General features: G+C 57.3%; 18 protein-coding genes. 10 read left to right on the forward strand and 8 right to left on the reverse strand.

Going from position 1 to position 24,885, the window contains the following annotated elements; all coding sequences use genetic code 11:
- Window positions 1-358 precede the first annotated feature (358 nt).
- On the reverse strand, window positions 359-2,023 hold the full coding sequence (gene ettA, locus KVG88_RS26265; protein ID WP_150701511.1) for an energy-dependent translational throttle protein EttA: 1,665 nt from the start codon (window positions 2,021-2,023) through the stop codon (window positions 359-361).
- Between the two features lie 286 nt (window positions 2,024-2,309).
- Between ettA and KVG88_RS26270 the strand changes: the two genes are divergently transcribed.
- From KVG88_RS26270 to KVG88_RS26295, 6 genes are all read left to right on the forward strand, one after another.
- Window positions 2,310-6,158: a sensor domain-containing protein gene (locus KVG88_RS26270; protein ID WP_150701512.1), complete on the forward strand. Its 3,849-nt coding sequence runs from the start codon at window positions 2,310-2,312 to the stop codon at window positions 6,156-6,158.
- A 209-nt stretch (window positions 6,159-6,367) separates the two neighbouring features.
- Window positions 6,368-7,621 carry a serine hydroxymethyltransferase gene (gene glyA, locus KVG88_RS26275; RefSeq protein ID WP_150701513.1) on the forward strand — a complete coding sequence of 418 codons (1,254 nt, stop codon included), beginning with the start codon at window positions 6,368-6,370 and terminating at the stop codon, window positions 7,619-7,621.
- Between the two features lie 319 nt (window positions 7,622-7,940).
- The gene (locus tag KVG88_RS26280) at window positions 7,941-8,420 is read left to right on the forward strand and encodes a hypothetical protein (protein ID WP_217873179.1); all 480 of its coding nucleotides are present in this window, start codon (window positions 7,941-7,943) and stop codon (window positions 8,418-8,420) included.
- 348 nt (window positions 8,421-8,768) lie between these two features.
- Window positions 8,769-10,082 carry a C4-dicarboxylate transporter DctA gene (locus tag KVG88_RS26285; protein ID WP_217873180.1) on the forward strand — a complete coding sequence of 438 codons (1,314 nt, stop codon included), beginning with the start codon at window positions 8,769-8,771 and terminating at the stop codon, window positions 10,080-10,082.
- A 67-nt stretch (window positions 10,083-10,149) separates the two neighbouring features.
- A complete protein-coding gene (locus KVG88_RS26290; RefSeq protein ID WP_150701517.1) occupies window positions 10,150-10,854 on the forward strand; it encodes a FadR/GntR family transcriptional regulator in 705 nt (234 codons plus the stop codon).
- A 24-nt stretch (window positions 10,855-10,878) separates the two neighbouring features.
- Complete coding sequence (locus KVG88_RS26295; RefSeq protein WP_217873181.1) at window positions 10,879-11,580, forward strand: GntR family transcriptional regulator; 702 nt, start codon at window positions 10,879-10,881, stop codon at window positions 11,578-11,580.
- Here the strand turns inward: KVG88_RS26295 and lanM are convergent.
- The 5 genes from lanM to KVG88_RS26320 form a co-directional block, all read right to left on the reverse strand.
- Window positions 11,507-14,635, reverse strand: a complete 3,129-nt coding sequence (lanM, locus tag KVG88_RS26300; RefSeq protein WP_217873182.1) for a type 2 lanthipeptide synthetase LanM — start codon at window positions 14,633-14,635, stop codon at window positions 11,507-11,509. The genes KVG88_RS26295 and lanM overlap by 74 nt on opposite strands.
- A 58-nt stretch (window positions 14,636-14,693) precedes the next feature.
- The gene (locus KVG88_RS26305; RefSeq protein WP_191630450.1) at window positions 14,694-14,843 is read right to left on the reverse strand and encodes a hypothetical protein; all 150 of its coding nucleotides are present in this window, start codon (window positions 14,841-14,843) and stop codon (window positions 14,694-14,696) included.
- Between the two features lie 300 nt (window positions 14,844-15,143).
- Complete coding sequence (gene yjiA, locus KVG88_RS26310; protein ID WP_217873183.1) at window positions 15,144-16,115, reverse strand: GTPase; 972 nt, start codon at window positions 16,113-16,115, stop codon at window positions 15,144-15,146.
- Window positions 16,116-16,278: 163 nt separating this feature from the next.
- On the reverse strand, window positions 16,279-16,476 hold the full coding sequence (locus KVG88_RS26315; RefSeq protein ID WP_007895266.1) for a YbdD/YjiX family protein: 198 nt from the start codon (window positions 16,474-16,476) through the stop codon (window positions 16,279-16,281).
- Between the two features lie 15 nt (window positions 16,477-16,491).
- A complete protein-coding gene (locus KVG88_RS26320; protein WP_150701521.1) occupies window positions 16,492-18,558 on the reverse strand; it encodes a carbon starvation CstA family protein in 2,067 nt (688 codons plus the stop codon).
- Window positions 18,559-18,715: 157 nt separating this feature from the next.
- Here KVG88_RS26320 and KVG88_RS26325 point away from each other — a divergent pair, with 157 nt between their 5' ends.
- On the forward strand, window positions 18,716-19,084 hold the full coding sequence (locus KVG88_RS26325) for a PilZ domain-containing protein (protein ID WP_217873184.1): 369 nt from the start codon (window positions 18,716-18,718) through the stop codon (window positions 19,082-19,084).
- 109 nt (window positions 19,085-19,193) lie between these two features.
- On the opposite strand, the gene radA is transcribed toward KVG88_RS26325, so the two are convergent.
- Window positions 19,194-20,561: a DNA repair protein RadA gene (radA, locus tag KVG88_RS26330; protein WP_150701523.1), complete on the reverse strand. Its 1,368-nt coding sequence runs from the start codon at window positions 20,559-20,561 to the stop codon at window positions 19,194-19,196.
- A gap of 702 nt (window positions 20,562-21,263) precedes the next feature.
- Here radA and mscL point away from each other — a divergent pair.
- Window positions 21,264-21,677, forward strand: coding sequence for a large-conductance mechanosensitive channel protein MscL (gene mscL / locus KVG88_RS26335; protein ID WP_150701524.1), 414 nt, complete (start codon window positions 21,264-21,266; stop codon window positions 21,675-21,677).
- A 46-nt stretch (window positions 21,678-21,723) separates the two neighbouring features.
- Here mscL and KVG88_RS26340 read toward each other — a convergent pair whose 3' ends face one another.
- Window positions 21,724-22,500 carry a ferredoxin--NADP reductase gene (locus KVG88_RS26340; protein ID WP_217873185.1) on the reverse strand — a complete coding sequence of 259 codons (777 nt, stop codon included), beginning with the start codon at window positions 22,498-22,500 and terminating at the stop codon, window positions 21,724-21,726.
- 340 nt (window positions 22,501-22,840) lie between these two features.
- Here KVG88_RS26340 and KVG88_RS26345 point away from each other — a divergent pair, with 340 nt between their 5' ends.
- A complete protein-coding gene (locus KVG88_RS26345) occupies window positions 22,841-23,572 on the forward strand; it encodes a helix-turn-helix transcriptional regulator (protein WP_217873186.1) in 732 nt (243 codons plus the stop codon).
- Window positions 23,573-23,732: 160 nt separating this feature from the next.
- The gene (locus tag KVG88_RS26350; protein WP_217873187.1) at window positions 23,733-24,857 is read left to right on the forward strand and encodes a methyltransferase; all 1,125 of its coding nucleotides are present in this window, start codon (window positions 23,733-23,735) and stop codon (window positions 24,855-24,857) included.
- The last annotated feature ends 28 nt before the right edge of the window (window positions 24,858-24,885 follow it).

Here is a 24,885-nt window from a genome sequence, read left to right on the forward strand (position 1 = left end):
CAAATTTATTGTCGTTGGGAGAGATTGGGCCGGACTGTAACAAACGGATCGCGCACAAGAACAGAGCAGAATGTCGCATTTGTGAAATTAAATGGTGCACAGGATATAAATCAGGCCGTTTTTTGGGCTGTTTTGCACCTGAATAGGGAGATCGAATCCAAGTCATGCACCAACAGTTAAACCGTCATCGCTGGCAAGCCAGCTCCCACAGTGACTGTGATGATTAGGGGTTCAGGGCATGGCACAAATCCTGTGGGAGCTGGCTTGCCAGCGATGAATTCAACCCGGTACTCCTGAGAAAACCGGGCAAAAAAAAACGGAGCCCGAAGGCTCCGCTCTTTTATGCAACCAACCCGAATCAGGCCAGTTTCTTGTGCCGTACGCGATGCGGCTGGGCAGCTGCTTCGCCGAGGCGTTTCTTGCGATCGGCTTCGTACTCGGTGTAGTTGCCTTCGAAGAACACTGCTTGCGAGTCGTCTTCGTACGCCAGGATGTGGGTCGCGACGCGGTCCAGGAACCACCGATCGTGAGAGATCACAATGGCGGCGCCCGGGAAGTCCAGCAGGGCTTCTTCCAGGGAACGCAGGGTTTCAACGTCAAGGTCGTTGGACGGTTCGTCGAGCAGCAGGACGTTGCCGCCCTCTTTCAGGGTCAGGGCCAGGTGCAAGCGACCGCGCTCACCACCGGACAGGTCCTTGACGAACTTCTGCTGATCGCCGCCCTTGAAGTTGAAGCGACCGACGTAGGTACGCGACGGGATCTCATAGTTGCCGATGCGGATCTGGTCGGAACCGTCGGAGATCTGCTGGAACACCGTCTTGCTGCCGTCCAGGTCTTCGCGGCTTTGATCCACGCAAGCCAGTTGCACGGTTTCGCCGACTTCGATGCTGCCCGAATCCGGTTGTTCTTTGCCCATCAGCATGCGGAACAGGGTCGACTTACCGGCACCGTTACCACCGATTACGCCGACGATGGCGCCTTTGGGCATGGAGAACGACAGGTTGTCGATCAGTACGCGATCGCCATAGCCCTTGGTGACGTTCTTGAATTCGATGACCTTGTCGCCCAGGCGCGGACCGGCCGGGATGTAGATCTCGTTGGTTTCGCTGCGCTTCTGGAATTCCTGCGATTGCATTTCTTCGAAGCGTTGCAGACGAGCCTTGGATTTCGACTGGCGGGCCTTGGCGCCTTTGCGCACCCACTCCAGTTCTTCCTTCATGGCTTTTTCGTGAGCCGACTGCTGCTTGGATTCGGCAGCCAGACGATCGGACTTGGCTTCCAGCCAACCCGAATAGTTGCCCTCGTAAGGAATGCCCGCGCCGCGGTCGAGTTCCAGGATCCAGCCTGCAACGTTGTCCAGGAAGTAACGGTCGTGCGTGATCGCTACCACGGTGCCCGGGAAGTCGTGCAGGAAGTGCTCCAGCCAGGCGACGGAATCGGCGTCCAGGTGGTTGGTTGGTTCGTCGAGCAGCAGCATGTCCGGCGCGGACAGCAGCAGACGGCACAGGGCCACGCGACGCTTTTCACCACCGGAGAGGAATTCGACCTTGGCGTCCCACGCCGGCAGGCGCAGTGCGTCGGCGGCAACTTCCAGTTGGCGATCAAGGTTGTGGCCGTCGCTGGCTTGCAGGATCGCTTCAAGCTTGGCCTGTTCGGCTGCCAGTTTGTCGAAGTCGGCGTCTTCTTCAGCGTAGGCCGCGTAGACCTCGTCCAGGCGTGCCTGGGCGTTTTTGATCACGCTGACCGCTTCCTCGACCACTTCACGCACGGTCTTGGTCGGATCAAGTTGCGGTTCTTGCGGCAGATAACCGATGTTCAGCTCCGGCATCGGGCGGGCTTCGCCTTCGAACTCGGTGTCGACGCCGGCCATGATTTTCAGCAGCGTGGATTTACCCGAACCGTTAAGACCAAGTACGCCGATCTTGGCGCCGGGGAAGAACGAAAGGGAGATGTTTTTCAGGATTTCCCGCTTCGGCGGAACAACTTTACCCAGCCGATGCATGGTGAATACGTATTGAGCCATGGAGAACCTAGGGTCAGTGACTGATGAATGAACAAGGCGCAGGCGATGCCCGGCACAGGCTGTGCGCGTCGTCCGATTGAAATGCATCAACAGGTGCGCGCTGGAAAAGCCTGATTCTAGGAGCTGGAACGCTCCCGCGTAACCGGCAAAGCTACCTGAATGACGAGAGGCAGTCCAGCCGAGCGGGGCTGGCACTTCGCCACAACTCAAGGCATGCTAGCCGCCCTTCGGGCGTCCGGCTTATAGTGCACGTCGCGCCAGTCCAGCCAAACCGCAGGATTACAGTTTGTCCAACGTCCCTCCGTCCCTGACCACCAGCGCACCCACTGCGGCGCCCGGTTCGCCCCTGCGCGGCACCCTCAAAGGCGCACTGGCGACACTGGTGCTGATGCTGCTCGCCCTGATGTTCTGGCAACTGCTGGATCAGTTGCGCGAAACCCAGAAAAGCCAGCGCCAGTACACCATCGACTACACCGCAGACCTCGCGGCGCAAGTCAGCCTGAACATGGCGCTCAACGCGCAAATCGCCCTTAACCTGCTGCCGATCGTCGAACAGCCGCAATCGGCCGACGAACAGCAGGAGTTGCTGCGCAAACTGCAAAAGTCGTTACCCGACCTGATGAGCCTGGCCTTGCTCAGCCCCTCGGGCAGAATCCTCAACGACAGCGCCAGCAAAAGCGAAGATGCCGACTTCCTGGCCGAGCTGGTCCGGCGCAGTCGTGCCCAGCCTCATTACTTCAGCAATGCCATCGATGGCTCAGTGGTGCACCTGCTGCTGCATCAAGCCAGCGGCAGCACCCGCGGCTACTGGGCCTTGCGCCTGAAGCCGACATTCTTGACGTCCCTGACCAAACTCAATGAAGCCGGCGACCGGCCGCTGTGGCTGGTGGAAAACCGCTTCAATCACCAGATCATCAGCCGTGATGAGTCGTTGCCGCTGGTCAATCCGGGCACGCTGACCCAGGACGATGTGAGCAACAGCGTGTTGACCGTTCCCCTGAGCAGCAGCGACTGGCAACTGCGTGGTTTGTTCGATCGCCAGCGCGTGCTCGAAGAACTGTTACCGGCCTTCATCGGCAAATGCCTGTTGGGACTGGCCTTCTCCATGCTGCCGTTCATCGTTCTGCTCAACATGCGTCGCCGTCAGCGCCAGCTGCATGAAGGACGTCGCCGCTATCAGGAGATTTTCGAGGGTACCGGCGTTGCGCTGTGCGTGCTCGACATGGGCAGCCTCAAGAACGTCTTCGACAAGGCGCAACTGCACAGCAACGAGCAGCTGCATGCATGGCTTGCGGATCCGGAACAGCGTCGGCAATTGCTCCAGGAGCTGCGCATTACCGAGGTGAACCAGGTCGCGCTGCAACTGCTCAATGTCAACACGTCCCAACAGGCCTGGGACCTGCTGATAGACGGCAACCCGCTGGACGGTAGCGCCATCGGCAATCAGGTGCTTGAAGCGGTACTCAATCAGCAAAAGCAGCTGGAACTGGAAATCAAACTGCAGGACGCCACCGGCCGCGAGCAACACCTGTGGCTGGTGTTGCGCCTGCCGGAAGACCCGGCCGACTACAAAGCCGTGATCCTCAGCATCACTGATATCACCAGCCGCAAGCTCATTGAGCTGTCACTGCTGGAGCGCGAAGGCTTCTGGTCTGACGTGGTGCGCACCGTTCCCGATCATTTGTACGTGCAGGACGTGATCAGCCAGCGAATGATCTTCAGCAACCACCATCTGGGCCAGACCCTGGGTTACAACCGCGCCGAACTGCAGCAGATGGGCGAGTATTTCTGGGAAATCCTGCTGCACCCGGACGATGCCGATTATTACCACCGCTCTCGCCAGAGCCAGCGTCAGGGCGGTTACAGCCAACTGATGCAATGCCAATTACGTTTCCGTCACCGCGACGGTGAGTGGCGGCGCTTCGACATTCGCGAACAGGCACTGGCGCGGGACAAGCATGATCAGGTGACCCGCATCATCGGCGTGGCCAAGGACGTCACTGAACAGATCGAAGCCAGCGAATCCCTGCGCGACAGCGAGCAGCGCTACCGGATGCTCGCCGAAAGCATCAGCGATGTGATCTTTTCCACCGACAGCCGCATGACCCTCAACTACGTCAGCCCGTCGGTGCAAGCCGTGCTCGGCTACGACGCCGAGTGGATTTTCCAGAACGGCTGGCAATCGACCATCGCCAACCCGCAGCAACTGGCCGGCATCTACAGCCTGATGGACCGGGTCAGCAAGGCGCTGGATCACCCCGAACAACTGGCGCTGTTGCGCAGCCAGGTGCAAACCCAGTTGTTCCTGTTTGACTGCCTGCGGGCCGATGGCCGCAAGATTCCGATTGAATTGCGTCTGGTGCTGGTCTGGGACGAACACGGCGCCTTCGAAGGCGTGCTCGGCGTCGGGCGCGACATCAGCCAGCAGCGTCGTGCCGAAAAAGACCTGCGCATGGCCGCCACGGTATTCGAACATTCGACCTCGGCGATCCTGATCACCGATCCGGCCGGCTACATCGTCCAGGCCAACGAAGCCTTCAGCCGTGTCAGCGGTTATGCCGTGGAGCAAGTGCTCGACCAGTTGCCGAACATGCTGACCGTCGACGAACAGCAAGAAGCCCACCTGCGTTATGTGCTCAAGCAACTCAACCAGCACAGCACCTGGGAAGGCGAAGTCTGGCTGCGCCGGCGCAACGGCGAGCACTACCCGGCGTGGGTCGGTATCACGGCGGTGCTGGACGACGAAGGCGACCTCGCCAGCTACGTATGCTTCTTCAGCGACATCAGCGAGCGCAAGGCCAGCGAGCAGCGGATTCATCGCCTCGCCTATTACGACGCACTGACGCACCTGCCCAACCGCACGCTGTTCCAGGATCGTTTGCACACGGCGTTGCAAGCGGCTGAACGACAGAAGTCCTGGGTGGTGTTGATGTTCCTCGACCTCGACCGCTTCAAACCGATCAACGACTCCCTGGGCCACGCCGCCGGCGACCGCATGCTCAAGGAAATGGCCACACGCCTGCTCGGCTGCGTCGACGATGACGACACCGTGGCGCGCATGGGCGGCGACGAGTTCACCTTGCTGCTGCAACCGCGTGCCAACCGCGAAATTGCCTTGAACCGGGCCATTCACGTGGCTGAACAGATTCTTGCCAGCCTGGTGAAACCGTTCGTGCTCGAAGGCCGCGAATTCTTTGTCACGGCCAGCATCGGCATCGCGCTGAGCCCGCAAGACGGCAACGAACTCAGCCAGTTGATGAAGAACGCCGACACCGCGATGTACCACGCCAAGGAGCGCGGCAAGAACAACTTCCAGTTCTATCAGGCGGACATGAACGCCAGCGCCCTGGAGCGCCTGGAACTGGAAAGCGACTTGCGCCACGCCCTGGAACAGAACGAATTCGTGCTGTATTACCAGCCGCAATTCAGCGGTGATGGCAAACGTTTGACTGGCGCCGAAGCCCTGCTGCGCTGGCGTCATCCGCGCCGTGGCCTGGTACCGCCGGGAGATTTCATACCGGTGCTCGAAGAGCTTGGCCTGGTGGTGGATGTGGGCGATTGGGTGATCAGCGAGGCCTGCCGCCAACTCAAGACCTGGCATCAGGCCAAAGTGCGTGTTCCCAAAGTGTCGGTGAACATTTCGGCGCGGCAATTCTCCGACGGTCAACTCGGTACGCGGATCGCCACCATCCTCAAGGAAACCGGCCTGCCGCCGGCGTGCCTGGAGCTGGAGTTGACCGAAAGTATCCTGATGCGCGAAGTCAGCGAGGCGATGCAGATCCTCGACGGCTTGAAAAACCTTGGCCTGAGCATTGCGGTCGACGACTTCGGCACGGGCTACTCATCGCTCAACTACCTCAAGCAGTTCCCGATCGACGTGCTGAAAATCGACCGCACGTTCGTCGATGGCCTGCCATCCGGTGAGCAGGATGCACAGATCGCCCGCGCAATCATCGCCATGGCCCACAGCCTCAACCTGGCGGTGATCGCCGAGGGTGTGGAAACCCATGAGCAGCTGGACTTCCTCCGGGAACACGGGTGCGACGAGGTGCAAGGCTACCTGTTCGGGCGCCCGATGCCGGCCGGGCAGTTTGAAGTGCAGTTCAGCAATGATGCGCTGTTCATGTTCGACTGAGACTCAGTGTTGAGCCTGAAAAGATCGCAGCCTTCGGCGGCTCCTACATTTGGAATGCGTTTCCCTGTAGGAGCTGCCGAAGGCTGCGATTTTTTGACTTTGGGGTCATGAGCACCACTTGTCTGCGACATGATGTCGTTTCATATGCCTTCCAAAACCCATTGGGTTAGAATGCCCCCCTTTTCTGCCCCCGATCCTTGAGGACCGCCATGTTCAGCCGTGATTTGACTATTGCCAAGTACGACGCCGATCTCTTTGCCGCCATGGAGCAAGAAGCTCAGCGCCAGGAAGAGCACATTGAGCTGATCGCTTCGGAAAACTACACCAGCCCTGCGGTGATGGAAGCTCAAGGCTCGGTACTGACCAACAAGTACGCCGAAGGCTACCCGGGCAAGCGCTACTACGGTGGTTGCGAGTACGTCGACATCGTTGAGCAACTGGCCATCGACCGCGCCAAAGAGCTGTTCGGCGCCGATTACGCCAACGTTCAACCGCACGCGGGTTCCCAGGCCAACGCCGCTGTCTACCTGGCCCTGCTGTCGGCCGGTGACACCATCCTGGGCATGAGCCTGGCCCACGGCGGTCACCTGACCCACGGTGCCAGCGTTTCGTCCTCCGGCAAGCTGTACAACGCCGTTCAGTACGGCATCGACGGCAACGGCCTGATCGACTACGACGAAGTCGAGCGCCTGGCTGTTGAGCACAAGCCGAAAATGATCGTGGCCGGTTTCTCTGCCTACTCGCAGATTCTGGACTTCCCACGCTTCCGCGCCATCGCCGACAAAGTGGGCGCTTACCTGTTCGTCGACATGGCCCACGTGGCCGGTCTGGTCGCCGCTGGTGTCTACCCGAACCCGGTCCCTTTCGCTGACGTCGTGACCACCACCACCCACAAGACCCTGCGCGGTCCACGTGGCGGCCTGATCCTGGCTCGCGCCAACGCCGACATCGAGAAGAAGCTGAACTCCGCGGTATTCCCGGGCGCCCAGGGTGGCCCGCTGGAACACGTGATCGCCGCCAAGGCAATCTGCTTCAAGGAAGCACTGCAGCCTGAGTTCAAGGTTTACCAGCAACAAGTGGTGAAAAACGCCCAGGCCATGGCCAGCGTATTCATCGAGCGCGGTTTCGACGTGGTTTCCGGCGGTACTGAAAACCACCTGTTCCTGCTGTCGCTGATCAAGCAGGAAATCTCCGGTAAAGATGCTGACGCCGCTCTGGGCAAAGCGTTCATCACCGTGAACAAGAACTCCGTGCCAAACGACCCACGCTCCCCGTTCGTCACCTCCGGCCTGCGCTTCGGTACCCCGGCTGTGACCACTCGCGGCTTCAAGGAAGCAGAGTGCAAGGAACTGGCCGGCTGGATCTGCGACATCCTGGCTGACCTGAACAACGAAGCGGTGATCGACGCTGTTCGTGAAAAAGTAAAAGCTGTCTGCAAGAAGCTGCCGGTGTACGGCGCTTAATCAGCCCGCTAACCGCAACAACAAAAACCGGCCAAGTGATTGGCCGGTTTTTTTTCGTCTGCGCTAATGTCATGGCGAAGCGTTCGCCTCTAAAAGCCTGAAACAATAGCCGCCTAAAAAATCCCGCCCATAAAGAAACTTCACTGTTACTGTTATCTTTCGAATACACCAACCACACATCTAACCAACGAACACTTGTTAACTTATACAATTCAAGGACGAATTAATGGCTACCAATAGACAGAAGTCTTTTATAGCAACTTTGGAACTGGACAATCAGCACGTAGATTTTCTAGGCGAACTGCATGGCGCCCCCGCCATGCGCAACGAAACACTGTATTCCGGCGGGTTCTACACGGGCGCTCCTACACCACGGGACGACTCTCACCTGTTGGGCCGTCGCGCGCTCCAGGACGTTCAGGATGCGGCGCCACTGACGATTTACTTCCGATGCACCGATGACTACTACCACCTTTACATCCGCTCCCATGCCACCTACACGGGCCATTGCGTGAGCAAGGACTTTGCCGGGGTTCTTGGTGCATTTCTTCCTGCTGGCAGTGACACTTCATCGTTCAACCTACTGAGTCTGGAAAACCGGATCATCACTCTTGAAAATATGGGCAATGATCTTCAGCGGGTCCGGTTGAAGACTCGCCACTCAAAGCAAATCGGTGGTATTCGTCGTCGAGGCGCGCCTTACAGCTACATGGCCGAAGTTGACGATCAAGGGTTGGTATTCAAGTTGCGCATTAACGAGCGAAACGCCTCTTTCCTCAGTGACCCGGACGAGATCTGACAACAACTAAACACGAGCTGATCATTAATAATTTATTCACCCTTTCAATAAACATCCCAACTTCACTTCTAAATCGGACGCACTGGGCGACGCCTTATTGATCAGGCAAAACCCAAAGCCCGGCCACACGTGGTCGGGCTTTCGTCCATTCGCATTTTTCCGAAACAGAACGCCACCGCACCACTGGTCAGACCGGTCATGCCAATTTTTGGATTTGCGCTTGTAATCGGGAAAAAACCGAGCGTAGACTGCGCCTGCACTGGACATACCGGTAAGACCACAATAATTAAGTCCTGAATCTGATGTGCTCCGCACACGGCAGCCAGGACACCGACCAGGATTCCTCCCATGCTCAGATGGTGCTCGCGTTCAATCTTCCTCCAAGTGGTTCTCGGACTGGTGCTCGGCATCGTCTGTGGGCTGACCCTTCCCGAATACTCCGCTCAGCTCAAACCGCTCGGTGACGGTTTCATCAAGCTGATCAAAATGCTCATCGGCCTGATTGTGTTCTGCGTAGTGGTCAGCGGCATCAGCGGTGCCGGCGACTTGAAGAAGGTCGGCCGCATCGGCCTCAAATCAGTGATCTATTTTGAAATTCTCACCACCATTGCCCTGGTGATCGGTCTGGTCTTCGCCTTCAGCACGGGAATCGGCAGCGGCGCAAACATCCATCTGGAGCAACTTTCCGCCGCCGACATGGGCGACATCGCCCAGCGCGGCCAGCACATGCACACCACCACGCAGTTCCTGATGGACCTGATTCCGACGTCGGTGATCGGTGCCTTTGCTGACAACAACATCCTGCAAGTCCTGCTGTTTTCGGTACTGTTCGGCAGCGCCTTGAATCTGGTGGGCGAGGCGGCGTCGGGTATTTCGCGGCTGATCAATGAACTCAGCCACGTGATCTTCCGCATCATGGGCATGATCGTGCGCCTGGCGCCGATCGGTGTGTTCGGTGCAATCGCCTTCACCACCAGCAAGTATGGCCTGGACTCGCTGCAACACCTGGGCAGCCTCGTCGGTCTGTTTTACCTGACCTGCATCGCCTTCGTGACGCTGATTCTTGGTCTGGTCATGCGCCTCTCCGGCCTGAAGATGTGGCCGTTGCTCAAGTACCTGCGCGAAGAGTTGCTGATCGTCATGGGCACTGCGTCATCCGACGCTGTGCTGCCTCAAATCATGCGCAAGCTTGAACACCTGGGCATCGGCAGTTCGACGGTCGGGCTGGTGATTCCTACCGGTTACTCGTTCAACCTCGACGGTTTCTCGATCTACCTGACCCTGGCCATCGTGTTCATCGCCAATGCCACCGGCACGCCGCTGGCAATGACCGACCTGCTGACGATTCTGTTGGTGTCGTTGATCACCTCCAAAGGCGCGCACGGTATCCCCGGCTCGGCGCTGGTGATTCTGGCCGCGACGCTGACGGCGATTCCGGCGATCCCGGTGGTGGGCCTGGTGCTGGTGTTGGCCGTGGACTGGTTCATGGGCATCGGCCGGGCATTGACCAACCTGATCGGCAACTGCGTCGCGACCGTCGCCATTGCCCGCTGGGAAAAAGACATCGACGTGCAGCGCGCCAACAAGGTGCTTTCCGGTCAGGTGGGTTATACCTTCCAGCCGAGAAAACCGGTGGCACCGGCGCACCAGCAGGAATTTTGAATAGCCGCCGTGCCTGCTCCCGGGCAGGCACGGCCAACAAACGCTACAGATGCTCATGGAGCGAACAGTGATTACCTCGTCGACCGTTGTAAATTCAGTCGTGGAAAAGCTTCGGGCCGCACTGGCCCGTGGTCAGTGGCGCTCCGGGGAAATGCTGCCGGGGCAGCGTGAGTTGGCCGAACAACTGGGCATCAGCCGTCCGAGCCTGCGTGAAGCGGTGACCGTGCTGGAAACCCTCGGCCTGGTGCGCTCGATGCCGGGCAAAGGCGTCGTGGTGCTCGAAGCGCATCTCGCTGACAGCCAGTCGCATGACAGCGCCGTGGCCGCCGCCAGCCTGGAAGACGTGCTGCAACTGCGCTACACCCTGGAGCCGTTCATCGTTGGCCTGGTGGCGCAGTCCATCAGCAGCAAGGAAGTCGGGCAATTGCGCCTGACCCTGATGGACATGCGCGAAGCCCTGGAAGCCAATGACAGTGAGGCCGGCGTGAACGCCTACATCGCCTTCCACGAAGAGTTGTTCACGCTGACATCCAATCCGATTTTCCAGAGCGTGGTGCAGCAGACCAGCAACGCCCTCAAGCAGAGCGCCGAAGTGTTGCGCAACTCCCCGGAGCACCTGGCCGAACGCCTTGAAGAAAACGAAGCCGTGGTGCGGGCGATCCGCAACAAAAACAGCGCCCAGGCCAGCGCCGAGATGCGTCGACACATTCTTCGGGAAGGCCAGCGGATGGGCATCGAGTTGAACATCCCGGAAGACAATTTCGGCAGTTGAACATTTGCAAAGCGGAGACAGGCCATGAATAGCTTAGCCTTGGTGCAATACAGTCGTGAAACACCGGCGGCCCTGCCCTTTTGCCGTGCTCGTCACGACAAGTCCCTGGTGGACGACCTCTATCCACGGGTATTCGATGCAATTCTTGAGCAGCGTATTTCTGCGTCCAGTCGCTTCACCGAAGAAAGCCTGGGACAAATGTTCAGCGCCAGCCGCAGCCATGTACGCCGGGTGCTGACACGCCTGTCCCATGAACAGATCGTTATTTTGCGCCCGAATCATCGTCCACAAATCGCGGCACCGGCCCCCGAACAAACTCGCCAAATACTCCACGCGCGCCGTCTCACTGAAACCACGCTCATCCAGCTCGCCTGCCAGCAACCACGCCCGGCTGCAGTCAAAGCGCTGCGTGCTCTGATCGACAATTACCGGCAAAAGCAGGCTCGTGGCCAGCACGGAGCGGCGATCCGCCTGTCTGGTGAGTTTCACCTGCAACTGGCCGACATGGCGGGAAACGCACCACTGGCGCACTTTTTAGGCAGCCTGGTTCCCATGACGTCACTGGCAATCGCCCAATGCGAACAACAGACTGCCTACGATCACATCGAGCATGCGCATGCCGCTATTGTCGAGGCCGTGGAGCGGGCCGACGTCAACGCAGCGGTTCGGCTGGTGACACAGCACCTGGCTGATCTTGAGCAACGGTTGCTGGGTTCGACTGCATGAAGGTCAACGTCAGGACATCAGGCACTGTTGGATTGACCGCACACAACAGTGCCTGACCGACACCCGCCAAACCCAGCATCATCCCGAGTACAGGCACGCTGTCTTGCCCCATGAAATCTTCGTTGAAGAGACTCTCGGCTACCCCGGACAATTCTTGCAGGCTCCGCTCAATACCCAGGTTGTTTCCCGTGCTGCGATAAAGCGCCAGCAGACACAGCAGATTGCCGAAATCTCCGTGGCACAAGCTGTAACCGGAACCGAGGCCATGGCGCCAGATATTGCTTTCGCACCAACGAATATCACCCTCCACCATCGCCAGATGCTCGGCATCGAACACATCTTTCAGCGCGTGCATGAGTTGCAGCCTGGAAATCAGAATCCCGGCATCGCCGTGACACCACTTAGTCATGTGCGAGGGAATGGACGGCTCACGCAGGTCGAGCCAACCTCCCTGGCCCTTCTGACGGTTTTCGTCTTCCAGCAGGTCAATCGTTAACGCAATCAACGACGTGTCTTTTGTCACCTCGTAAACCTTGGCCAGCGCCTGGAGAACGCCGGAAATCCCATGGGAGAATCCAGTGAGTAGCGGTGTTACGCTGGCCTTGCGCAAAAACCGCCCGTCTTCTTTCACCAGTTCCGCCCGAATGGCTGCGGCGTACCTTTCGATCAATGGGATCAGCCGTTGTCGCGGCTGGAGCTGATAGAGGTTCACCAACAACGTGACGGTCCCGCACCAACCGTTGAGGAAGTCGAACTCGTCTCCTTGTTGTGGAAAATCCTCGAGTTTGAGTAGCAACTCATCAATCGTCGCTGCGTGAATATCCCGGCCCGTCACCTGTTGGTGATTGACCAGCACATAGAGATACGACGCCAGACCGAAATACGCACTGACCGCCATGTCACTGTCAAAATGCTCGCGGGATCTGGCCATCGAGTCGACGATTTGATCCGCCCTGACCAGGTGCTCAGTCTGGCCACTGACTCGGTACAGACTCATGTAAAAAACCGCCAGACCGCCCATCCCGCTGTACAGACTATTGGTCATCGGCGAGAGATAACTGCGCCGGGTGGTCGGATGGGAGTTGAGGAAAGTCCACGCCACATCCCCTTCTGCGCCATCGATTCTCAACCGCTCGATGGCGTCTGCCACTTTCAAAGCGCCTGCCAGATACTGCGTCGCCTGCACGTTGGGGATGTCGGTACTGACATGCCGTCTATTCATGGGCGAGGCTCCATTGCCCGAAGGAAACAGACACTCCTTCAAGATGAGCAACTGGAATGTTTTGTTGCTTGGGGAAAGCGAGCTCAATTTTCGCCGGCAACTCTCCAGGGGACTGTCGATCTCGATTGAGGCGACAAAAGCACCATGAGCATTGAACAGATCGCTCGAAGCGATCGGCATGGTGAAACTGGGGATGTTGGCGCGCTCAAGATCGATCAACTCATGGCTGGCCACATTTTTTTTGATGAGTGATTCGTTGGATTCAGACCACAACGTCGCCAGCAGCAATTGCCGTTGAAGCATGCACTGCGTGAAACGTGGGTGCAGCGTCAGCTCGATGAAATCGATATAGCGCTGGGTATTCTTGATCAACACACGTGTTTTCAACCGCGCGGCGTGCTGATTAATCAGCTCCAGTATTGCTGCCTGATGTGTCATGACCTCATCGTAGGCAAATCCAAAACCCTCAAGAAACGCGTCTTGATAGGTACCCAGTGAATACTGCGCTCCCTCGAAAATCGGCAGGTGTTTGATGAGCGGCGTTTTGTCGACCTTGATCCGCTTCAAATGATAGAAACCTTGCTCGCGGATCAACTGCCTTGCCGTGCTGGTGAACTGTTTCTGAGCCGTCAGGCCACTGAAATCATTTTCAGAATCGGGTGAGTAGGGAACAAAACCCGTCGAAAACACTGACTGGCTGTTGAACTTCAGGGTTTTGAACAACGCACCGGTGCTGGGCAGATCGCCCTGCAGGTCGATCATCGAGGCGGTCAACAGGCACTCAAGGTCGATGAGAACAGGGCTGCTCCCACAGGCGATGATATTTTCGTAGTGGAAGTCGATGCCGTTCAACGCGTGAACAAGCGCGATCTGCGCCCCCATCCGTCGATAGAACAAGGTGAGTTCGGCGTTGTTTTCGCAGGCGTGATTGTCGATTTTTTCGATCCAGCAGTGATCGTCACTGCTCACCATTGATGGCGTTTTTGCAGAGAAACACTCGTCCGCGGTTTTCTGGTGCAACAGCATCAGAAGCGAACTATAGAGCTGCGCTTCCCGATTACTTCTCGGCTTATAGACCAGCGATGTACCTGCGATCCGGACGGCGCAAACCGTTTCGCCGTCAGCGTGAGGATCGCCTAATCCGAGTTCGATCGAGTCGATTCGACGGTCTGGCAGATCGAACACCTGCATCAGCACATCAACATCGTCAGCAAAATGGAAGATGATTTTGTACAGGTAAGCCGATGTACCTTCCAAATGTCGAATCAGCAAGTCGGCCAGTACCGGATAGGCCTCCAGGATCGGACCTGTTGCGCCGGCACTCAAGTAATGCTCGAAGCTTTCCAGGTCAGTTTCCACGCCCTCTGATATTCGTGTATTGAGACAATGTACAAGTGACTTTTCAGACAGACGTTTGATACTGGTTAAAACATAGGGCCTGAGACTTGAAAGCAACGATCCGGCATCAAAATGATTGCTAGCCTCTACGTATCTAGCGTCACTTTTAAACACACACTCAAAGTAACCAAGCAAGGCCTCATAAAAACCTTCAAAGGTTTCACGGCGTGCGCTGCTATTGTTACCAGCCTTAGCCAATGAACCAACAAGATGAATCTTTCTTTCAAACTCTTCCAGTGTCGAGTATTTACTTTCTCGCTTGGACTGCTTTCCAAACCAATGAATCAAGTCGGATTTACCCAACCCGAAATAGCGCGTAACGGCACGATCATCCTTATGCAACATATGCAGGGTACTGCACAGAGCATCGACATCGACGTCACGACCTGCACCCGATGCTTCACGCTCTTGAAACGTCAGAATATCAGCCAGCATGCTCTGCCACCTTAACCAGCATGGCGGGTCGGGAGACCCGCCACATGTTACGAGAGGCTTAGCAGCCGAACGTGCAGCCCAGGCTTTCGCAAGTGATTGCAGTTGTCGCCATCACTTCAAGGCCAGCCATCTTGTTGACACCTGCCTTGACGTAGGCTTCGAACTCGCTGGCGAAATCACCCGACATGTCCATAACTTGATCTTTCATATATGTCTCCAGATATAAAATTGCGAGGCGCCCTAAGTGGCACCTGACAAAACTAACACCAGAAAACAAAAACCGACGCATCTGAAAAGCAAACTTAATGTAACGCCATTTAACCCCGCCTCTACAGCACCAACAACCAAAGTCAATCAAACAAAAACATACTGCAATCGTTTAGCACAGATACCAATTCGAGCACCCACTAAATGCTCACTACTGAAAAGTAACAAAACCCTTCCAACTATCGCCCGACATCCATCCACACCTATTTGATGAATGCCGTGCGTCTCAATATTTAACATTTCACTCGGCCGCAACTCGGGCGAACCCTTCACGGATTTTCTCTTCCGGCAAATCATCGGCGATAAACACGATCACGCTTTCACGCACTTCGTCATCGGTCCACTCGGTATCCCAGTCGAAACCGTAAAGCTTCAACACCCCCTGGAACACCATGCGCCGTGGTTCACCCACGATGCTCAGGACACCTTTGTAGCGCAGCAGTTGTTTACCGTGCTCTTCCAGCAGCTCGTTCATGAACTCGCTGAGCTTGTCGATATCCAGCGGCTTGTCAGTGCGCAGCACCAAGCTGGAAATGCGGTCGATGGAAGGGGCCTGGCTCACCGGGCGCAAACTCACACCGCCTCCGAGGTCAGCGTTGAGGTTGAAACCACGCACATCGAGCAGTTCGGCCAGATCGATCTGGCCGTGGTCGACCACGCGGATCGGTGCGCGTCGATTGATGCGGGTCAGGCGCTCGCTCAACGCGGTGAAGGTGGGTTCGTCCACCAGATCACGTTTGCTCACCAGCAAACGGTCGGCGAACCCGATCTGCGCCTGGGCGATGGTCTGGGTCAGGTGGGTCTCGGCGTGCGACGCGTCGACCAGCGTGATGATGCCGTCGAGGATATAGCGCTCGCGCAGCTCTTCATCGATGAAGAAGGTCTGCGCGACCGGCGCAGGATCAGCCAGGCCGGTGCATTCGATCACCAGACGATCGAAGGCGATGTCGCCGCTGTCCAGGCGTTCGAGCAGCAGGTACAAGGCCTTGGTCAGGTCGGTGTGGATGGTGCAGCAGACGCAGCCGTTGGACAGCGTCATCACTTGGACCGGTTCGTCGCCCAGCAGTTGGGTGTCGATACCGGCGTCGCTGAATTCGTTCTCGATCACGGCGACTTTCAGGCCGTGCTCGGCTTTGAGCAGGTGCCGCAGCAGAGTGGTTTTACCGGCGCCGAGAAAGCCGCTGAGGATTGTTACCGGGATGGGAGAGGACAAACTGGATCTCCTGTCTCACAAAATTAAAGTATCAACACAAAATAAATGTGGGAGCTAGCCTGCTAGCGATGACGGACTGTCAATCAACAGTGACGTTGAATGTTCAGCCGCCATCGCGAGCAGGCTCGCTCCCACAGGTTTTGCTGTTAATCCGACAACCGGATCAACAGCACTTCGGCCCACCCTTGCCACCGTAACGGGCTTCCTGACGTTCGCGGAAGAACATCTCGTAGCTCATCACCGGTTTGTCCGGGTGCTTGGTTTGCATGTGCTCGACGTAGTTGTCGTAGTCGGGCATGCCGACCATCAGGCGCGCGGCCTGACCGAGGTATTTACCGAGGCGACTCAGGTCATTGAACATGCTGCAAATCCTCGATTACGCGTCCGGCTGGGCCTGGAACGGCGATTCTTTATCCGTACGTTCTTTTTTACCCCAGGCGGCAATGCCGACCTTGAGCGCATAGAACAGGATACTGAACACCACGAACAGGAACAGCGCGGTCAGCGTTGCGTTGGTGTAGGCGTTGAAAATCACGTGTTGCATCTGATTGATGTCCTTGGCCGGGGCGAGGATCTGACCATTGGCCAGTGCATCGCTGTATTTTCTCGCCAGGGCCAGGAAGCCAATCGCCGGGTTGGCGTCGAACAGCTTAATGAAGCCGGCCGTGGTGGTGCAGATCAGCAGCCAAACGGCTGGCAGCATGGTCACCCAGACGTAGCGCTGGCGTTTCATTTTGATCAGCACGACGGTGCCGAGCATCAGCGCGATACCGGCCAGCATCTGGTTGGAGATACCGAACAGCGGCCACAAGGTGTTGATGCCACCCAACGGATCGACCACGCCCTGATACAGCAACCAGCCCCACATCGCCACGCAACCGGCGGTGGCAATCAGGTTGGCGGTCCAGGATTCGGTACGTTTCAGCGCCGGCACGAACGAGCCGAGCAAGTCCTGCAGCATGAAGCGACCGGCACGAGTACCGGCGTCTACCGCGGTCAGGATGAACAGCGCTTCGAACAGGATCGCGAAGTGGTACCAGAACGCCATGGTGTTTTCACCCGGCAGGACACTGTGCAGAATCTGCGCAATACCGACCGCCAAGGTCGGCGCGCCGCCGGCACGGGCGAGGATGGTGGTTTCACCGATGTCCTTGGCCACCGCCTGCAGGGCTTCCGGGGTAATTGCAAAGCCCCAGCTGCTGACGGTTTGTGCCACAGCCACCACATCACCGCCGACCACGGCAGCCGGACTGTTCATGGCGAAGTAAACGCCAGGCTCGATCACCGAAGCGGCGACCATGGCCATGATCGCCACGAACGACTCCATCAACATGCCGCCGTAACCGATGTAACGGGCGTTGACCTCGTTATCCAGCAGCTTCGGCGTGGTGCCGGAGGAAATCAGCGCGTGGAAACCCGATACCGCGCCACAGGCGATGGTGATGAACAGGAACGGGAACAGACCGCCCTTCCACACCGGGCCCGTGCCGTCGACGAATTGGGTCAGTGCCGGCATTTTCAGCTCGGGCATGGTCACCAGAATCCCGATGGCCAGGGCGACGATGGTACCGATTTTCAGGAACGTGGAGAGGTAGTCACGGGGTGCCAGGATCAGCCAAACCGGTAACGAGGCGGCCACAAAACCGTAACCGACCAGCATCCACGTAATCTGAACGCCATTGAAAGTGAACGCCTTGGCCCACACCGGATCGGCAGCAATTTGCCCGCCGAGCCAGATCGAACCCAGCAGCAGCAATACGCCGACCACGGAGATTTCGCCAATGCGACCCGGGCGGATGTAGCGCATGTAGATGCCCATGAACATTGCGATCGGGATGGTCGCCATCACCGTGAAGATGCCCCACGGGCTTTCAGCCAGAGCCTTCACCACGATCAACGCCAGCACCGCGAGGATGATGATCATGATCAGGAAGCAGCCGAACAGCGCGATGGTGCCGGGGATGCGGCCCATTTCTTCACGGACCATGTCGCCCAGGGAGCGACCGTTGCGGCGGGTGGACATGAACAGGACCATGAAGTCCTGAACGGCACCCGCCAACACCACACCCGCGATCAGCCACAGCGTGCCAGGCAGATACCCCATCTGCGCCGCCAACACCGGACCGACCAGCGGCCCCGCGCCGGCAATGGCCGCGAAGTGGTGACCGAAGAGGATGTGTTTGTTGGTCGGCACATAGTCCAGACCGTCATTGTTAAGCACGGCGGGGGTGGCCCGTCGCGGGTCGAGCTGCATCACATTGTTGGCGATGAACAGACTGTAGTAACGATACGCAACCAGATAGATGGCCACAGCCGCGACCACAATCCACAAGGCATTGATTGCCTCACCTCGGCGCAGTGCCACTACACCCAGGGCGCACGCCCCTACGATTGCCAGCACCAGCCAGGGTAGATGGCGTAGCGGGCTATTATTATTTTTCATTTTATTATTCCAGCCAGAGTGGACAAGAAAGACAGCCACACCGAGTTTAGCTCTCCTGACGGTAAAGGCCATACCCCAACGTTGGTCTAGAGCCGTCCTGGCTGGCAGATTTCAATGATGCGGGTCTATAGTCAGCGAACATCCAGAGGATTGCGCCATGAGCGAGCACCCCGCCAATCGCCGTCGCTTCAAACGTATTGCGTTCGATGCCCGAACCGAGCTGAGCCAGGGTGAATACATCTGGCCGGTGAAGCTGATCGACCTCTCGCTCAAGGGGCTATTGATCGAGCGTCCCGAGCCTTGGCTGGGTGATGCCGGACAGGAATTTTTCGTAGACATCCACCTGAGCGATGACGTCGATATCGAAATGGATGTGCAACTGGCCCATGAAGAAAACGGCCAGTTAGGGTTTGTCTGCCGCCACATCAGCCTGGAGTCGATCCAGCGGTTGCGACGGTTGATCGAGTTGAACCTGGCTGATCCGCAGGAACTGGAGCGGGAGTTGGGCGCACTGATCGAGGTCTGAACAAGCGATGTAGGAGCTGCCGCAGGCTGCGATCTTTGATTTCGGGTGCCGGTCGTATCCATTTAAATCAAAAGATCGCAGCCTGCGGCAGCTCCTATAGGTCTGGCGTTTACTCGAAGAGCGCGTCGAGCGCCTGTTCCAGACGCGTCACGGCAATAATCTGCAATCCCGCTGGCGATTCCTTCGGCGCATTGCCCTTCGGCACGATGGCCCGTTTGAAACCGTGCTTGGCCGCTTCCTTCAGACGTTCCTGACCGCTGGGTACCGGGCGCACTTCGCCGGACAAGCCGACTTCGCCGAACACCAGCAAATCGTGGGGCAGTGGCCGATTGCGCAAACTGGACATGACGGCGGCCATGAGCGCCAGGTCGGAAGCCGTTTCCAGCACTTTCACGCCGCCGACCACGTTGAGGAACACATCCTGATCGTGGGTCGGAATGCCGCCGTGTCGGTGCAGCACCGCCAACAACATCGCCAACCGGTTTTGATCGAGCCCCAGGGTTACGCGTCGAGGGTTGGCCAAATGGCTGTCATCCACCAGCGCCTGGACTTCCACCAGCATCGGGCGGGTGCCTTCCCACGTTGCCATGACCACACTGCCCGGGACTTCTTCCTGCGCACGGGTCAGAAAAATCGCCGATGGGTTGGAGACTTCTTTCAGACCCTTGTCGGTCATGCCGAACACGCCGAGTTCGTTAACCGCACCGAAACGGTTTTTCACCGCCCGCAGCAAACGCAAACGGCCATCGGACTCGCCTTCGAAATACAACACGGTGTCCACCATGTGCTCCAGCACGCGTGGACCGGCCAGCGCGCCTTCCTTGGTGACATGACCCACCAGGAAAATCGCCGTCCCGCTCTGTTTGGCGTAACGCACCAACAATGCCGCGCTTTCGCGCACCTGCGAGACGCCGCCCGGTGCAGATTGCAGTTGCTCGGTGAAGATCGTCTGGATCGAGTCGATCACCATGACCTTGGGTTTTTCAAGACGCGCCGTGGCGATGATGGTTTCAATGCAGGTTTCGGTCATGACCCGCAGCTGATCCTGCGGCAACCCCAGGCGACGTGCACGCATGGCCACTTGCTGCTGGGATTCTTCCCCCGTGACGTACAGGGCCGGCATGCTTTTGGCGAGATTGCACAGGGTTTGCAACAGGATGGTCGATTTGCCGATACCGGGGTCACCGCCGATCAGCACCACCGAACCATCGACGAGGCCGCCGCCCAACACCCGGTCGAGCTCGCTGGACGCGGTGGAGAAACGTGGAATCTCCTCAACGCTGACTTCGGCCAGGGTCTTGATCTGCGCCTGCTGGCCGGTCCACCCCGTGCGCCCGCTGGGCGCCGCTGCCCCGCCGCTTTCCACCATGGTTTCAGTCAGGGTGTTCCAGGCACCGCATTCGCCGCACTGGCCGGCCCATTTCGGGAAGGTTGAGCCGCACTCGGTGCAGCCGTACATGCGCTTGGCCTTGGCCATCTGAACTCCCGGCAAAATCCCGATGATAGCTCAGGTGAGAGCAATCAGCGCCATGCGGTTGTCGGAACGGATGGGGAATTGTATCGATCTGTTCTCAATTTTCGTGACGAGCAAAATCACAACTATTAACTGAAAAAATCGACGGACGAACTTATTGTCGAACAAGGCAAAATGCCTCTACTGCAACTCAAAAAAGCTATACAAATTCTGCACAAGAAACTCCAGTACGCCCAAAGAACAGGCAACAAAACTTATACAAAAATTAACGATCTCAAATATCAGCGTACAAGAATTCAAAAAACATCTGTCACTCTACTTAACAACTTTGGTGCATATAACCGCACATCAGCCATGGATAATATTAAATAGCTGCCCTTCCTAAAATCAACCGAACGAAGTGCCCGACAACCTATATCCGGGTTAAACCGCTCAAGGCCATCAGTTCGAAGTTTTACAGTGAAGCTTACTGCATCTCTATGTGGGTGCCCGCCCTCTTCCCCCCATCATTATCACTCCTCAACATCAGCTCAGAAACCCGGATCCAGATGGGCGAAACCGCCTGATGACGGGGTTGAGCGCTAAACTTTTTGGCACGCGTCCGGTCGATTGCAGGCAAGCATCGTAAGCAGTTGTTTCGGGCAGGATGCACTTGACTGATTTACACTGCGTTCACCAACCTCATCTGTAACAAGGAAATAACCTATGGGCGTGCTTAACGAGTTCAAGGCCTTCGCGGTCAAAGGCAATGTGATCGACATGGCCGTCGGTATCATCATCGGCGCTGCTTTCGGCAAGATCGTGACGTCGTTCGTGGGCGATGTGATCATGCCTCCCATCGGCCTGCTGATCGGCGGCGTGGACTTCAGTGACCTGGCCATTACCCTCAAGGCCGCTCAGGGCGAGGCGCCGGCCGTAGTGCTGGCGTACGGCAAATTCATTCAGACACTGATCGACTTCGTCATTGTCGCCTTCGCGATCTTCATGGGCGTCAAGGCCATCAACCGTCTCAAGCGTGAAGAAGCGGTCGCTCCTACCCTGCCGCCGGTTCCGACCAAGGAAGAAGAGTTGCTGGGCGAGATTCGTGACCTGCTCAAAGCTCAGAACAGACAGCCTTGAATGAATGATTGCTCGAAAACGGCGCCCCCTGAGGCGCCGTTTTTTTTTACCAGAAATTCTCGACGGCGACCTGACCGGGACGGCGGCTGAGACTCAAATGCATGTCTCGCTGCTTAAGCAATTTGCGAGTGTCATCAATCATTTGCGGGTTACCACAGAGCATGACCCGCGAATGCTCTGGGGTCAGTGCTACGCCGGCGGCGCGCTCCAGCTCGCCATTTTCAATCAGCGTGGTGATCCGACCGTTCAGCGCGCCAGGATGCCGTTCTCGCGTCACCGTGTTGATAAGTTGCAGCTTGTGTGCGAATTCCTTCAGATACTCGCGCTGTGCCAGCCCCGCAATCAGCTCCTGATACGCCAGCTCAGCGGATTCGCGCACGCTGTAGACCAGGATGATTCGCTCGAATTTCTCCCAGACTTCAAAGTCCTGCAGGATCGAGAGAAACGGCGCAATGCCGGTGCCAGTAGACAACAGCCACAGATCCCGTCCGTCGACGAAACGGTCAAGCGTCAGGTAACCAAAGGCCTGACGGTCGACCAGCAAGGTATCGCCAACACCGAGTCGGCTCAGTTCGCTGGTGAACTCGCCCCCCGGCACGACGATGGAAAAGAACTCTAGAAACTCGTCATGGGGTGAAGACACCATGGAATAGGCGCGCCAGACGGTGCTGCCATCGGCTTTGGTCACGCCCAGGCGGGCAAACTGCCCTGCACGGAAACGATAGCTGACGTCCCTCGTAGCCCGCAGCGTGAACAGGTTCGGGGTCAATGGCTGGACGTCGAGCAAGGCCTGGCGGGTAAATTTCTCTTCGCTGGCGGTCATAGAGCACTCCATTCAACAAACAGCCCCAGTGTCTCGCAAAGTGAGCGGCAGAAACACCGATGATTTGTGGTGCCTTTGAGCAGCCGAATTAATGCTCATTCTTATTCATGACACTCTTTACTCACATTAAATATCTGGTTAGTTTTGGATAAATAGTATTAACCCCAACATGCAAAACACTCTACCCCTTGGTCAAAGTTTAAGAACCAGACATATGTTTAAAAGAACATTGGCAAAGCAAAAAAATCTCAGCGAACTATAGGAATCGTCCTACACTCCAACTCGCGCCATCCTTTTGGATCCAAGCGCCCCCGAGTAACACTTACACATGGAGCGAATGATGGAACGGTGGAAGGAGCTACAACTCATACAACTATCCAATACCAAGGACATAGAGAGTGCCTACAAGGCCTCCCTGAGTTTTGCGAAAAATATCGGATTTAAATTTTTTGCATTTTCAACAAGTTGTCCGACAAAAAATGAATATTTTCACGACGTGCGCTTTAACAATTTCCCAGCCGACTGGAACAGCGAATATGAAAAAAAGAAGTTCAGCGCAATTGATCCAATAGTGGCTCACTGCAATCAATCAATGCTTCCTGTTCTGTGGAGTGAGGACCTGTTTAACAACACGCCATGGCTATGGGATGCGCTGGAGCAACAAGGCCTGCAGCACGGCTGGTCACAAGCTGTCCATGATGACGATACCGGTTTGCGCAGCATTTTGAGCCTGGCCAGGAGCCACTGTCCGGTCAGCTCGTGGGAGCTGTACGAAAACCTCGGTTTCTCAGTGTTCATTGGCAATCATCTGCATCAATTGATGCTTCAGACGATGCCCAAACTCGCGCAAAAGACGTCGACGGTGCATTTAACGCCCCGGGAAGTCGACGTGTTGAAGCTGGCGGCGGATGGCAAGACCGCCTACGAAAGCGCCAGGATTCTCAACCTCAGTGCTCGCACCATCAATTTCCATGTGCAGGAAGCCATCCGCAAACTAGGGGTCAACAACAAGGTGTCGGCCGTCATTGCTGCTGTCAAGGCCGGCTATATGAACAGCACTGCGATGCGCTGATGCGAAACCTGCGAGTAATCCGATACAAAAAAACGTACCATTCGCGGTCCCATCCTGAGTGATGACGTGTAAGTTTTCCACGCCGTATTCCACTCGGAAGGCCCCGCCCGCCAAGATGCCCCGGGTGCGGATACCCGTTGATTACCCAGAGCCCCGCCCCATGCCTTTGCTCGAAACGCCTTTCGCCAGCCTCGACCTGATCCGCCAGCCCGAACAGCAGAATGAACCGCTGCAAGCCTTCGATGCGGCAGACGAATACCTGCTTAACCATCTGGCCGAACAACAGCCCTCGATCGACACTCGGGTTTTGGTGCTGAACGACAGTTTCGGCGCGTTGGCAGCCAGCCTCGCTGGCAAGGTCAAGGTGCTCAGCAGCGGTGATTCGTTCCTGGCCTTGCAAGGGCTGGAAAAGAATCTGGCCCGCAATGGCCAGGGGTTTGATGCAGTACAGCATGTGCCCGCCAGTGAAGTCGTTGTGGGGCCATTCGACCGGGTGTTGATCCGGGTGCCGAAGACCCTGGCATTGCTGGAGGAGCAGTTGATCCGCCTGCAGGGCCAACTCGCCCCCGGTGCCCAGGTAGTCGCGGGCGCAATGATCAAACATTTGCCGCGCGCGGCCGGTGATTTGCTGGAGCGCTACATCGGCCCGGTACAGGCATCGCTGGCGGTGAAGAAGGCCCGGCTTTTGGTTGCCACAGCTGAAGACAAAACGGCTGCCACGTCACCCTACCCGACGCGCTATCGCCTTGACGAACCGGCCATCGAATTGCTCAACCACGCCAACGTCTTCTGTCGTGAAGGCCTGGACATCGGCACACGGGCATTTCTGCCGCACTTGCCGAAAAACCTCGGCACGGCGCGCGTGGCCGACCTCGGTTGCGGTAACGGTGTACTGGCGATTGCCAGTGCGCTGCAAAACCCTGACGCCCATTACACCTTGGTGGACGAGTCGTTCATGGCCGTTCAGTCGGCAGCCGAGAACTGGCAGGCCGCCTTGGGTGCGCGCGATGTGATTGTGCGTGCCGGGGACGGTTTGGCCGGGCAGGAAGCCCAGTCGCTGGATGTAGTGCTGTGCAATCCACCGTTTCATCAGCAACAAGTAGTCGGCGACTTCCTGGCCTGGCGGATGTTCCAGCAAGCCCGCGAAGCGTTGGTGGTGGGGGGAGCGTTGTATATCGTCGGCAACCGTCACCTGGGTTATCACAGCAAGCTTGCGCGGTTGTTCCGCGGCGTCGAGCAAGTGGCGGCCACGCCGAAGTTCGTGATTCTCAAAGCGCGCAAATAACGGTCAAAAAAAACCCTCCGGTCGGAGG

Source organism: Pseudomonas azerbaijanoccidentalis, assembly GCF_019145495.1.
GTDB classification, from domain to species: Bacteria; Pseudomonadota; Gammaproteobacteria; order Pseudomonadales; family Pseudomonadaceae; genus Aquipseudomonas; species Aquipseudomonas azerbaijanoccidentalis.